The 13,090-nt window shown below is 64.3% G+C and carries 10 protein-coding genes; 7 read left to right on the top strand and 3 right to left on the bottom strand.

The genetic code is table 11. The annotated features are described in order from the left end of the window. Positions 1-34 precede the first annotated feature (34 nt). The 3 genes from ASE11_RS24800 to ASE11_RS24790 form a co-directional block, all read right to left on the bottom strand. Positions 35-2,167: a 3-hydroxyacyl-CoA dehydrogenase NAD-binding domain-containing protein gene (locus ASE11_RS24800; protein WP_056278451.1), complete on the bottom strand. Its 2,133-nt coding sequence runs from the start codon at positions 2,165-2,167 to the stop codon at positions 35-37. A gap of 45 nt (positions 2,168-2,212) precedes the next feature. Then, on the bottom strand, positions 2,213-3,421 hold the full coding sequence (locus ASE11_RS24795) for an acetyl-CoA C-acetyltransferase (protein ID WP_056278449.1): 1,209 nt from the start codon (positions 3,419-3,421) through the stop codon (positions 2,213-2,215). A 78-nt stretch (positions 3,422-3,499) separates the two neighbouring features. After that, entirely contained in the window at positions 3,500-4,636 is a 1,137-nt protein-coding gene (locus ASE11_RS24790) for an acyl-CoA dehydrogenase family protein (RefSeq protein ID WP_056278445.1), read from the bottom strand. 157 nt (positions 4,637-4,793) lie between these two features. Between ASE11_RS24790 and ASE11_RS24785 the strand changes: the two genes are divergently transcribed. The 7 genes from ASE11_RS24785 (at position 4,794) to ASE11_RS24755 (ending at position 13,065) form a co-directional block, all read left to right on the top strand. Continuing rightward, a complete protein-coding gene (locus ASE11_RS24785) occupies positions 4,794-5,399 on the top strand; it encodes a TetR/AcrR family transcriptional regulator (protein ID WP_056278444.1) in 606 nt (201 codons plus the stop codon). A gap of 65 nt (positions 5,400-5,464) precedes the next feature. Next, complete coding sequence (locus tag ASE11_RS24780; protein ID WP_056278441.1) at positions 5,465-6,214, top strand: electron transfer flavoprotein subunit beta/FixA family protein; 750 nt, start codon at positions 5,465-5,467, stop codon at positions 6,212-6,214. Then, positions 6,214-7,152, top strand: a complete 939-nt coding sequence (locus ASE11_RS24775) for an electron transfer flavoprotein subunit alpha/FixB family protein (protein WP_056278437.1) — start codon at positions 6,214-6,216, stop codon at positions 7,150-7,152. The genes ASE11_RS24780 and ASE11_RS24775 overlap by 1 nt, the downstream gene beginning before the upstream one ends. A gap of 99 nt (positions 7,153-7,251) precedes the next feature. After that, positions 7,252-8,844, top strand: coding sequence for an AMP-binding protein (locus ASE11_RS24770; protein ID WP_056278436.1), 1,593 nt, complete (start codon positions 7,252-7,254; stop codon positions 8,842-8,844). A 215-nt stretch (positions 8,845-9,059) separates the two neighbouring features. Continuing rightward, on the top strand, positions 9,060-9,848 hold the full coding sequence (locus ASE11_RS24765; RefSeq protein WP_056278432.1) for an enoyl-CoA hydratase/isomerase family protein: 789 nt from the start codon (positions 9,060-9,062) through the stop codon (positions 9,846-9,848). Positions 9,849-9,862: 14 nt separating this feature from the next. Beyond that, entirely contained in the window at positions 9,863-11,086 is a 1,224-nt protein-coding gene (locus tag ASE11_RS24760; RefSeq protein WP_056278429.1) for a CaiB/BaiF CoA transferase family protein, read from the top strand. Then, the gene (locus tag ASE11_RS24755) at positions 11,083-13,065 is read left to right on the top strand and encodes an acetoacetate--CoA ligase (RefSeq protein ID WP_056278426.1); all 1,983 of its coding nucleotides are present in this window, start codon (positions 11,083-11,085) and stop codon (positions 13,063-13,065) included. The genes ASE11_RS24760 and ASE11_RS24755 overlap by 4 nt, the downstream gene beginning before the upstream one ends. The last annotated feature ends 25 nt before the right edge of the window (positions 13,066-13,090 follow it).

Here is a 13,090-nt window from a genome sequence, read left to right as displayed (position 1 = left end):
AGGTCGCAGTGAACGAATGGGGTCACAGGCCTGCTTACAGGTCGTAAAAACGCTCACCCTGGGCGGCCATGCGGCGCAGCAACTGCGGCGGCGCGAAGCGCGCACCGTGCCGCTCTGCCAGGCTCTCGCAGACTTTGACAAAGGCGGACACCCCCTGGCTGTGGATCTGGCCGATCGGGCCACCCAGGTAGGCTGGGAAGCCCCAGCCCAGGATCGCGCCGACATCGGCATCGATTGGTGCCAGCAGAACTTTTTCTTCGAGGCAGCGTGCTGTTTCGACGGACTGGATGAACATCAGGCGCTGCTTGACCTCTTCGACCGTGGGTTGCGTGGCCGCCAGCGGGAACGCCTGCGCCAGGCCTGCCCACAGTTGTTTCTGGCCATCTTGTGGGTAGTCGTAGAAACCTTTGCCGGTTTTTTTACCCAGTCGTCCCAGCTGGTCCACCATGCGGTCGCAGACGTCGTCGACGGCGCTGCGCTGGTAGGCCTTGCCGAGGTCGGTGGCGGTCTGTTTCCGGATGCGCGCCATCAATTCGAGCGAGACTTCGTCGGCCAGCGCCAGCGGCCCCACCGGCATGCCGGCCATGCGCCCGGCGTTGTCGATCAGCGCCGGCTTCACGCCTTCGGCCAGCAGCGCCAGGCCTTCGCCGACGTAGGTCGAGAACACCCGGCTGGTGTAGAAGCCGCGGCTGTCATTGACGACGATGGGCGTCTTGCGGATCGCCTTGACGAAGTCCATGGCACGGGCCAGGCATTCGTCACTGGTGGCCTGGCCGCGAATGATCTCCACCAGCGGCATCTTGTCGACTGGCGAGAAAAAATGCAGGCCGATGAAGTTGGCCGGACGTGCGGACGCCTCGGCCAGCCCGCTGATGGGCAGGGTGCTGGTGTTGGAGGCGAAGAGGGCGCCGGGGGCGATCACCGCCTCGGCCTTGCGCGTCACGTCGGCCTTGATGGCGCGGTCTTCAAACACCGCTTCGACCACAATGTCACAGCCTGTCAGGTCGGCGAAGTCGGTGGTCGGCTTGATCAGGGTTAGCTTGGCAGTGCACTCGGCCTCGGTCATGCGCTTGGCGGCCACGCGCTTGTTCCACAGGTTCTCGCTGTAGGCCTTGCCCTTGGCCGCGCTGTCGGTGCTGCTGTCGAGCAGCACCACTTCCATGCCGACCTCGGCGGCGGCGAAGGCAATGCCCGCGCCCATCATGCCAGCCCCCAGAATGCCGACCTTGCGGTAGCTGGCCTGAGGCACGCCCTTGGGCCGGGAGGCCAGCTTGCTGGCGGCGGGGATGCCAAAGAACAGCGAGCGGATCATGTTCTTGGCCTCTTTGCCGGTCGTCAGCTTGACGAACTCGCGCATCTCGACCTTGCAGCCGGTGTCGATGTCGATCTGGCAGCCGTTGTAGACGCAGTTCAAGATCGCCTCAGGTGCGGGATAGTTGCCAAAGGTCTTGGCGCGCAGCATGGCGTTGCCAGCGGTCAAAGTGTCGTAGCCCATGGGGCTTTGCACGGCGCCGCCCGGCAGCTTGAAACCCTTGCGGTCCCAGGGCTGAACAGCGGCAGCGGCACCGTCAGTCAGCAGCCACTGCCTGGCGCGGGCCAGCAGTTGGTCGGCCGGCACGACTTCATCGACCAGACCCGCATCCAGGGCTTTTTGCGGGGCGAGCTTTTTGCCTTCGAGCAGGAAGGGCAGCGCGTTGCGCACACCGATCATGCGCGGCAGACGCTGCGTGCCGCCGCCGCCGGGCAGCAGGCCAAGGCCCACCTCGGGCAGGCCGATCTGGGCCTTGGGGTTGTCGGCGGCGATGCGTCGGTGGCAGGCCAGCGCGACCTCGTAGCCGCCGCCCAGCGTGGTGCCGTTGAGGGCCGCGACGAAGGGCTTGCCGCTTTTCTCAATGCCGCGCATCAGGGCGTGCAACTGGGTGACGAAGTCCATCATTTCGGCAACGTCCGTGATGGCGAGCATCATGTTGAGGTCGGCACCGGCGATGAACTCGGGCTTGGAAGAGGTGACGATCACGCCCTTGACGGCAGCGTCCGCGACGGCCCTGCGCACGGCGTCGGAGAAGGCAGGAATGGATTGCTCGTTGAGGACGTTCATGGGCACGTCCTGCATGGCCCAGGTGATGGTGGCGATGCCATCGGCATCAAGCTTGTAGTCAATCGTCATGTTGGTGATCCAGGTCTGTGATGAGGTTCACGTCGTGCCGAGGCTTCAGACGCGCTCGATGATGGTGGCTGTGCCCATGCCGGCGCCCACGCACAGCGTGACCAGGCCGGTCGACAGGTTGCGCCGCTCGAGTTCGTCGAGCAGGGTGCCCAGAATCATCGCGCCAGTCGCGCCCAGGGGGTGCCCCATCGCAATCGCCCCGCCGTTGACGTTCATCTTGTCGTGCGTGACTTTCATCACTTCCATGAAACGCAGCACGACTGAGGCGAAGGCTTCGTTCAGTTCATAGAGGTCGATGTCGCTGGCCTTCATGCCAGCGAGCTTGAGCGCCTTTTCCGCCGAATAGGAGGGGCCGGTCAGCATGATGGTGGGCTCGCTGCCGATGGAGGCGAACGAGCGGATGCGGGCACGGGCTTTCAGGCCCAGCCGTTTGCCGACTTCGGCGTTGCCGACCAGCACCGCAGCCGCGCCGTCAACAATGCCCGATGAGTTGCCGGCATGGTGCACGTGCACCATGCGCTCGATCTCGGGATAACGCTGAATGGCCACCGCGTCGAAGCCGTATTTCTCGCCCTGCACCTTGAAAGCAGGCTCCAGCTTGGCCAGCGACTCCAGCGTGGTTTCGGCGCGCATGTGTTCGTCGCGCTCAAGCACGATGCAACCGTTCACATCCTTCACGGGAACGATCGAATTGGCGAAGCGGCTCTCGGCCCAGGCGAGTGCGGCGCGGCGCTGGCTTTCGACCGCGTAGCTGTCGACGTCGCTGCGGCTGTGGCCGTAAAGCGTGGCAATCAGATCGGCCGAAATGCCCTGCGGCACGAAATAGGTCGGAATCGCCACCGCTGGGTCAATCGCCCAGGCACCGCCGCTGGTGCCCATGGGCACACGGCTCATGCTCTCCACGCCGCCGCCGATGACCAGTGGCGACTGACCCGACATCACCTTGGCGGCGGCCATGTTGCAGGCCTCCAGGCCCGAGGCGCAAAAGCGATTGACCTGCACGCCGGCAGCGCTTTCGTGGTACCCGGCGGCAATGGCCGCAACGCGCGCGATGTTGGCGCCTTGCTCACCGGCGGGTTCGACGCAGCCGAGGATGATGTCGTCCACGAAGGCGGTGTCCAGGGTGTTGCGGTCGCGTAGTGCCTGCAGCGCGGTAATGGCCAAACTGATGGGCGTGGTGCCGTGCAGCGCACCCGAGCTGCGGCCCTTGCCGCGCGGCGTGCGCACGGCGTCGAAAATGAATGCTTCGGTCATGTTGGGTTTCCTTCTTTCTGAATCTGGGGATGCGATAGGCAAGAGGGCGGAAGAGCGGCAGGCGGCTGGCAGCAGTTGCTACAGCGTGCGGCTGATGATTTCCTTCATGATTTCGTTGGCGCCACCGTAGATGCGCGCGACGCGCGCATCCGCATAGGCGCGGGCAATCGGGTACTCCCACATGTAGCCGAAGCCGCCGAACATCTGCAGGCATTGGTCGATCACCTTGCAGTGCAGGTCGGTGGTCCAGTACTTGGCCATCGCGGCGGTGGCGGCATCAAGTTGACCGTCCATCAGCAGGCCGAGCAGACGGTCGACAAAGACCTGTGCGATCTGCACCTCGGTTTTCATTTCGGCGAGCTTGAAGCGGTTGTGCTGGAAATCGATCACGCGCTGGCCGAAGGCCTTGCGATCCTTGGTGTAGGCCAGGGTCCATTCGAGCGCGGCCTCGGCGCCCGCCACCGCGCCGATGGCGATCTGCATGCGCTCCCAGGCCAGTTCCTGCATCAGCAGGAAAAAGCCCTTGCCATCGCCGCCGAGGATGTTGCTGGCCGGCACGCGCACGTCTTCGAAGAAGAGTTCCGAGGTGTCCTGCGCCTTCATGCCGATTTTTTCGAGATTGCGCCCGCGCGTGAAGCCGGGGCGATTGGTCTCGACCAGCACCAGCGAGGTTCCCTTGGCGCCTTGCGTCGGGTCGGTCTTGGCGACAACGATCACCACGTCGGCGTTCTGGCCGTTGGTGATAAAGGTCTTTTGACCATTGATCACAAGTTCGTCGCCGTCACGGACCGCACTGGTGCGCACGCTTTGCAGGTCGCTGCCCGCGCCCGGCTCAGTCATGGCGATGGCGCCAATCACTTCGCCGGTGGCCATCTTCGGCAGCCAGTTGCGCTTTTGCGCCTCGGTGCCGTAGGCCAGGATGTAGGGTGCCACGATGTCGGAGTGCAGGCCGAAGCCAATGCCGCTGGTGCCGGCGCGCGAGACTTCTTCAATGAGCACAGCACTGTGCAGGCGCGTACCGCCACCGCCTCCGTATTGCTCGGGTATGGCGGGGCACAGCAGGCCGGCGGCGCCGGCCTTGCGCCAGACGGCGCGCGGCACGATGCCATCGTTTTCCCAGCCGGCGTGATGAGGTATGACTTCTTCTTCCAGAAAGCGACGTGCCTGGTCCCGGAAGAGTTCGTGTTCTTCACCGAAGAGGGTGCGGTTGAGCATGGGTCTGTCCATGAAGTTCGATTGGCATTGGCATTGGCACTGGCATGGCCGACGGTCGCGAAGAGTTGCTCGTCCACGTGGGAAAGCGCCGGAAGCACCCAACGCACGATAGACAAACCAATCGACCAAACGCTTGTTAGATGATATAGTATACGGCATGGCAAAGGAGCAAGACAACCCACTCTCGCGCAGAGATGCGATCCTGGCGGCCGCGGCGAGCCGGTTCCGGCGCCAGGGTTTTGAGCGCACTTCGGTGCGCGAGATTGCCCAAGCCATGGGCATGACTTCAGGCTCGCTCTTCTACCATTTCGCGACCAAGGAGGATCTGCTGGTGGCGATCATGGAGGAGGGTGTTCGCGACATCATGCGGTCGGTGCGCGACGGGCTGGCTGGCGAAGTTCGCTTGCCCGAGCGGCTGCTGTCGATGGTGCGCAGCCACCTGAAGGCTTTGCTGGGTACGAGGCTCGACGCCATGACCGTGCTGCTCTATGAGTGGCGCAGCCTTTCGCCGGCCGCCCAGACCCGGGTGATGGCATCGCGCGACGCCTACGAGACCTTGTGGATGACGCCGATCAGCGAGGCTGCGGCGCTGGGCCTGGTCGATACAGATGTCGTGTTGGTGCGCCAGACAGTTCTCGGTGCCCTCAACTGGACGGCGCAGTGGTACCGGCCTGGCGGGCGTCTGGACATCGATGCGTTGGCGCAGCGCATGTACGCGATGCTGTTTCCTCGTGTGGCCGCATCGGGAGTGAGCCGTGATTGAACGGGCCGGATTCGGCTTTCATCTTACCGTTTTCAATTGTTTATTTTTAGTCACATGGAGATAAAGTGAAGATATTGGTCGCCGTCAAGCGGGTGCTGGACTACAACGTCAAGGCCCGCGTCAAGTCCGACGGTTCGGGAGTCGATCTCGCGAACCAGAAGTTGTCCATGAACCCTTTCGACGAGATCGCCTGCGAAGAGGCGGTGCGCCTCAGGGAGGCCGGTGTCGCTTCTGAAGTGATCGTTGTTTCCTGTGGCCCGGCGGCTTGCCAGGAAACGCTGCGCAGCGCCATGGCCATCGGCGCTGATCGCGCCGTGCTGGTTGAAACTGACGCCGCGCTCGAACCGCTCGCGGTGGCCAAGCTGATGCAGCATGTGGCCCAAAAAGAAGGTGTGCAGTTCGCCATCTTCGGCAAGCAGGCGATTGATGACGACGCTGGCCAGACTGGCCAGATGTTTGGCGCGCTGATGGGCTGGGCCCAGGCCAGCTTCGCCTCCAAGGTGCAGATCAGCGGCGACACGGCCACCATCACTCGCGAGATCGACGGTGGCCTGGAAACCCTGGCCATGAAGCTGCCGGCCGTGATCACGACCGACCTGCGCCTGAACGAGCCGCGCTTCATCACGCTGCCCAACATCATGAAGGCCAAGAAAAAGCCGATGGAGGTGATCAAGGCGGCCGAGCTCGGCATCGACATTGCGCCACGCACCGTGACCCTGCACGTCAGCGAGCCGCCGACCCGCAAGGCCGGCATCAAGGTGGCCGACCCGGCCGAACTCGTCAAACGACTCAAAGAAGAAGCGAAGGTGATCTGATGGCAACCCTGATCATTGCGGAACACGACAACGCCGTACTCAAAGCGGCCACGCTGAACACGATTGCCGCCGCCACGCGCATCGGCGGCGACATTCATGTGCTGGTGGCGGGCCGCAACTGCGCTGCCGTGGCCCAGACTGCGGCGGCGGTTGCGGGCGTGAGCAAGGTGCTGCACGTTGACGCGGCGCACCTAGAGGCCCACCTGGCCGAGAACCTGGCCGAGCTGGTGCGCTCACGCGTGCGCGCCGATGTCGGCTACACCCATGTGCTGGCGCCAGCCACCGCCTTTGGCAAGAACGTGCTGCCGCGCGTGGCGGCCTTGCTGGACGCCTCCCAGGTGTCGGACGTGATCGCGATCGAGTCGCCCGACACCTTCCTGCGCCCGTTCTATGCCGGCAACGCGCTGGCCCGCGTGCAATCGAAGGATGCCATCAAGGTGCTGAGCATTCGCACCACCGCCTTCGACCCGGTCGGTGCGGGCGGCACGGCAGCGGTCGAGACGCTGGACGCGGCTGGCGATCTCGGCTTGACCACCCTGGTCGGGCGTGAGGTGGTGAAGCTGGAGCGCCCGGAACTCGCCGCTGCATCGGTCATCGTATCGGGCGGACGCGGACTGGGCGCGGCCGACAAGTTTCACGCCGTGCTGGAGCCGCTGGCCGACAAGCTTGGCGCGGCGATCGGCGCCTCGCGCGCCGCCGTCGACGCCGGCTACGCGCCCAACGACTACCAGGTCGGCCAGACCGGCAAGATCGTGGCACCCCAGTTGTACGTGGCGGTTGGCATCTCGGGCGCCATCCAGCACCTGGCCGGCATGAAGGACAGCAAGGTGATCGTTGCGATCAACAAGGACGCCGAAGCGCCGATCTTCCAGGTGGCCGACTATGGGCTGGTGGCGGATCTGTTCACAGCGGTGCCCGAATTGGTGACTGCGTTATAGGTTGCAGCGGATGCCGAGGTAAAGCAGAGGCCAGGCCTGTTCCTGGCAGTATGGTCGGCGGCACCGGCCAAACAATTCAAAAAGTAGGAGACATCGATCATGAGCCCATCAACCTCCGTCATCGCTGATGTGCCATCCCCTGGCGCAATTGCCCGCGTGGCCATCGGCGACTTCCTGCGCCGCTCGGCAGCGCGAGACCGCGCCAAGACGGCGTTCGTGCTCGGCGATCAGAGCATGAGCTACGGTGAGCTCGATGAGCGCGTGACCCGCTGCGCCAATGCCTTGCTGGCCGCTGGCTTGGTGCGAGGTGACCGCGTGACCACGCTATGCAATAACTCGCTTGAGTTCCTGGTGGCCATGTTCGGCATCCATCGCGCCGGCCTGATCTGGGTGCCGATCAACACCGGCCTGGGGCTGGATGACGTTCGCTACATCATCGACCACTCTGAGGCGCGCTTCCTGCTGGTGGATGCCGCTCTGCTGGTGCGCCCGGAGTTGCGTGCAGCCATCGAGGCGCAGCCCGGTCGCGGATGGGTGCTGGAAGGCGAGGGGGCTGGGGCTTTCTGCAGCTTCGCTGCAGCGATTGCTGCGCAGTCTGCCACTGAGTCCGAGGTCGAAATTCATGACCGCGACGTAGCCCAGATCATGTACACCAGCGGAACCACCGGCCGCCCTAAAGGGGTGATGCAAAGCCATTTGTCGGTGGTGATGGCAGCGATGAACAACGCGCTTGAGTTGGGGGTGTGGCGCGATGCCGTGAACATTGCCGTGCTGCCCCTCTTTCATTGCGCCCAGCACACGCTGATGTGCGGCGTGCTGGCGGGCGGCGGCACGGTGATTGTGATGCGCGCTTTCGAACCCGCCGCCATGCTCGACGCCATCGAGCGTGAACGGGTGACCTTGCTGGTGGGCTTGCCGCTGATGCACCAGGCCATGCTCGATCATCCCTCGCGCCCGGGGCGCGACCTGTCGAGCCTGCGCATGTGCGTGTACGCCATGGCGCCCATGGCCGAGACCCTGCTGCGCCGCCTGATCGCCGAGTTCTGCCCGAATTACTCATTGGCCACCGGCCAGACCGAGATGTACCCGCTCACCATGGCCTTCCGGCCCGAAGAGCAGCTTAAACGCTTTGGTTCCTACTGGGGCGCCAGTGCATTGATCAACGACACGGCGGTGATGGACGACGCGGGCCAGCTGCTCGGCCCCGGCGAGGTCGGCGAGATCGTGCACCGCGGTCCAAACGTGATGGAGGGCTACTACAAAAATCCCGAAGCCACCGCCGAGGCACGCGCTTTCGGCTGGCACCACACCGGTGACCTCGGCATGTGGGTCGATGGCCAGATGATGTTCAGGGACCGCAAGAAGGACATGATCAAGACCGGCGGCGAAAACGTGCCGTCCATCAAGGTCGAGGCCACGTTGCTGCGCCACCCGGCGGTGGCCAATGTGGCGGCGGTAGGTTTGCCGCACCCGCGCTGGGTCGAGGCGGTCACCGCCTTCGTGGTGCTCAAGCCAGGGGCGCAGGCCGACGAGGCCGAGTTGATCAACCACTGCAAGGAGCATCTCGGTGGCTTTGAGGTGCCCAAGGCGATCCGCATCGTCGATGCCTTGCCGATGACCTCCACCGGCAAGATTCAAAAGCATCCGCTGCGTGACAGCTATCGCGCCCTGTACGAGGACATTGAACGATAGGTGTCGGGAAGGTCATGGGGTGTGCAACACACGCCCGCGCCTGTGACCAGGCTGCTTGCAAGGCGTGCTTCGGCTTGAGGTCCTAACTAACCACCGTTCTGTCAATATGTTCGCATGACCTTTATCGAAACCAGCCGGTTTCCGGCAGGCGCGGACAGTCGCCCTTGATCCTTGATCCTTGATCCTTGTTCATCCCACCGTCAGAAAGGTTTTCCATGTCCGTCGTTCCTGCCATCTTGCTTGCGGTTGATGCCGACGGCATTGCGACCCTGACCCTCAACCGGCCCGATCAGCTCAATGCCTTCGATCTTGAGATGGTGGATGCTTGGCGCGCAGCACTTGAGCAGGCCGAAGCTGATGAGCGAGTCAAGGTCATCGTCGTCACCGGTGCCGGTCGTGCTTTTTGTGCCGGCGGCGATTTCGAGGAGATGGCCAAATTCAGCGAAATGGACAGCATGGGACGCAAGGATTTTCTGTACCGCCACGTGCATCGCATTGCGCTCACGCTGGAGCGGATGGAAAAACCGGTCATTGCCGCTGTCAACGGCGCTGCGCGAGGCGCTGGCTGCGACATGGCTTTGATGTGCGATATCCGTTTGATGGCCAGCTCAGCCACGCTTGCCGAGAGTTATATCAACATCGGACTGATGGCTGGTGATGCCGGTGCCTGGTACTTGCCGCGCCTGATTGGCACCGCGCGCGCGCTTGAGTTGTTCTGGACCGGTCGCGTGGTGGGGGCGGAAGAGGCCGAACGCATTGGCATGGTCAATCGCGTGGTGCCCGATGCCGAACTGATGACCGCCACCTACGATATGGCGCGCACCATTGCCGCCAAGCCGCAGCAGGCGGTACGCTTTTTTCGCCGCGCCGTCTACCAAAGCCAGACCATGGCGCTCGCCACGCACTTGGACATGGTGTCCTCGCACATGGCGGTGCTCGAAGACACGCCTGAGCATCGCGCCGGCATTGCGGCTTTCCGCACCCGCTCGCGCGCCAGCAAGTAAAAAAGGGCGGCGCCGTGCAAGGCATTCTGAGTGGCATCACCGTCATCGATCTGTCCCGCTTGATTGCCGGGCCTTACGCGGCCATGGTGCTGGCCGATCTGGGCGCGCGCGTCATCAAGGTCGAGGCGATCACCGGCGAGGAGGGGCGGCATTTTGGCCCGCCGTTTTATGGCGACTCCAGCGTCGCTTTCATGACCTGCAACCGGGGCAAGGAGTCGATCGCGCTGGACATACGCACCCCTGCCGGGCGCTCGGTGCTGGAGCGGCTGATTTCAAAAGCCCAGGTTCTGGTGCACAACTTTCGCCCCGACTTTGCCGAGACACATGCGCTGACCTACGACGCGGTGCGGCGCATCAACCCGACGCTGGTGTACTACATGGTCAGCGCCTTCGGTGAGCAGGGCGACTACCGGCTCAGGCCCTCGGTCGACAGCGTGGTGCAGGGCATGACGGGGGCCTTCTACGCCAGCGGGGAAGAGGGCAATCCACCGGTTCGTATCGGCTTGCCGATCATCGATGTGGCGTCCGGCATGTGCGGCGCGTTGGGCGTGCTGGCCGCGGTGATGCATTGGCAGCAGACCGGCCAGGGGCAGCGCGTGGAGTTGTCCCTGGTGGACACCATGTTCAATTTTCTTGCCAGCAAGGTGGGTGAATATGCGGTTGAGCAGCGCGAGCCGGTTCGTGCGGTGAACCTGCCGATTGCTGTGCCGAGCCGTCACTTTCGAGGCTCCGACGGTGCCTGGTTCAGCGTGTCGGTGGTGAATGAAGGTGCGTTCAAGCGGTTTTGCGCCGTCATCGAGCGGCTGGAGTGGCTCAACGATCCGCGTTACCAGCGCAATGCGGTGCGCATTGCCAACCGGCCGGCGCTGCTGGCTGAACTGGAGGCGATTTTCATCACCCGTTCGGCGGCTACCTGGGTGGCAGCCTTCGAGGCCGCCGATATTCCCTGTGGTCCGGTGAACACGGTGTCCGAGGCCATGGCCGACCCGGTGCTGGTCGCCCGTTTCGTGGAGCATCCTGAGATGCCGGGGCTGCCGCTAATCCCTTTTCCGGCGCAGCTTGCCGCGGGCATGCGCAAGATCGGTGACATGCTGGCACCTCCCGCGCTGGGGCAGCATACCGGGCCGGTGTTGGGCGAACTGGGCTATGGTGGGCCGGAGATTGCCCAACTGGTGCGCGACGGGGTCGTGCGCCTGCACGAAACTGCCATGGCAACCGCAGCAGTAGGGAAACCATGAGCAAAACTTCGCCCGACATTCTGTGGATCCCCAGCGCGGATCGCATCGCGGGTGCCGAGTTGACCTGTTTCCAACAATGGCTGGAACGCGAAAAAGGCGTGCGCTTTGCCGGCTACGAGGCCTTGTGGCAATGGTCCGTGGATGACTTGGAGGGTTTCTGGGGCGCCATCGTCGGCTATTTTGAGCTTCCGCTCGACGACTGGAATGGCCCGGTTCTGAGCGATCGGCAGATGCCGGGCGCGCAATGGTTTGTGGGCGCGCGCACCAACTATGCGCGGCAGGTGTTCCGGCACGCTACGGATGCCAGACCGGCCATCGTTTTTCGCAATGAAGCGGGCGAGCGGGCGGACATGTCTTGGCGCACGCTGCAGGACCAAGTGGCGGCGCTGGCGCAGTGGCTGCGCGCAGCGGGCGTGGGGCCGGGCGACCGCGTGGTGGCCTACCTGCCCAATATTCCGCAATCCATCGTGGCTTTTCTGGCCACGGTTTCCGTGGGGGCGATCTGGTCGGTGTGCTCGCCCGACATGGGGGCGCCCACGGTGCTGGACCGTTTCCGGCAAATCGATCCGAAGGTGTTGATCGCGGTCGATGGCTACCGCTGGGGTGGCAAGCGCTTCGACCGGCGCGACACCGTGGCCATGCTGCTCGACGGGCTGCCCAGCGTCGAGCGCTGCGTGCTCCTGCCCTACCTGGAGCGCAGCGCCAGCGTGGGCGCGCTGCGCGGTGGCGTGCTCTGGAGCGAGGTGGTCAGCGGCCCAGCTGAACTGCGCATTGAGTCAATGCCTTTCGACCACCCGCTGTGGGTGGTGTATTCATCGGGCACCACCGGCTTGCCCAAACCCATCGTGCACGGCCATGGCGGCATCGTGCTGGAGCAGGTCAAGCTGATGCGCCTGCACAACGACCTCGGTCCCGAAGACCGCTTCCACTGGTTTTCCACCACGGGCTGGATCATGTGGAACTGCCAGGTGGGTGGCTTGCTGGTGGGGGCGACGGTCTGCCTGTACGACGGCGCCCCGGCCTGGCCCGACTACACCACGCTGTGGCGCTTCGCGGGGGAAGTCGGCGTGACGTTTCTGGGTGCCGGTGCGGCGTTTTATGCGGCCTGCCAGAAAACAGGCGTAGAGCCGCGCGAGGTGGGCGCGCTGGGGCCGCTGCGCACCGTGGGTTCGACCGGCTCGCCACTGTCCCTGGAAAGCTACCAGTGGATTGCCAAGCATGTCGGGCGCGATGTCTGGATCAACCCGATCTCCGGCGGCACCGACTTCGCAGGGGCCTTCGTCGGCGGCGTGCCGACCCTGCCCGTTGTCGTGGGAGAAATGCAGGGGCGCTGCCTCGGGGCGCGCGTCGAGGCCTTCAACGAGCAGGGCCAGCCGGTCGTGGACGAGGTGGGTGAGTTGGTCTGCACCGCGCCCATGCCGTCCATGCCCCTCTACTTCTGGAACGACCCCGGCAACCGGCGCTATCTGGACAGTTATTTCGACATGTACCCCGGCGTCTGGCGGCATGGCGACTGGCTTCGCATCACACCGCGCGGCGGCGCAATCATCTACGGCCGCAGCGACACCACCATCAACCGCCACGGCGTGCGCATGGGCACGAGCGACATCTACAGCGTGGTCGAGGCGCTGCCCGAAGTGCTCGACAGTTTGGTGGTCGATCTTGAGTTTCTGGGGCGCGAAAGCTATATGCCGATGTTCGTCGTGCTGCGCCAGGGCGTGGCGCTGGACGCGCCGCTGATCGGGCGCATCAAGAGCGCCATCCGCGCGGCCGCGTCGCCGCGCCATGTGCCGGACGAGGTGTTTCCCGTGGCCGAGGTGCCGCGCACGCTCACCGGCAAGAAGCTCGAACTGCCGATCAAGAAGCTGCTGCTCGGCCAGCCCATCGACAAAGTGGTCAACCGCGATGCGCTGGCCAACCCCGCCAGCCTTGACTGGTTTCTTGAGTTTGCGCGCGTGCGTGCCACGCAGACCCGATAGTTTCCCCCAACCAATATCACGAAGA

The sequence above is a fragment of the Hydrogenophaga sp. Root209 genome (assembly GCF_001428625.1).
Classification (GTDB): Bacteria; Pseudomonadota; Gammaproteobacteria; order Burkholderiales; family Burkholderiaceae_C; genus Hydrogenophaga.
Note: the sequence above shows the minus strand (reverse complement) of the source record. Positions and strands in the feature narration are given on the sequence as shown.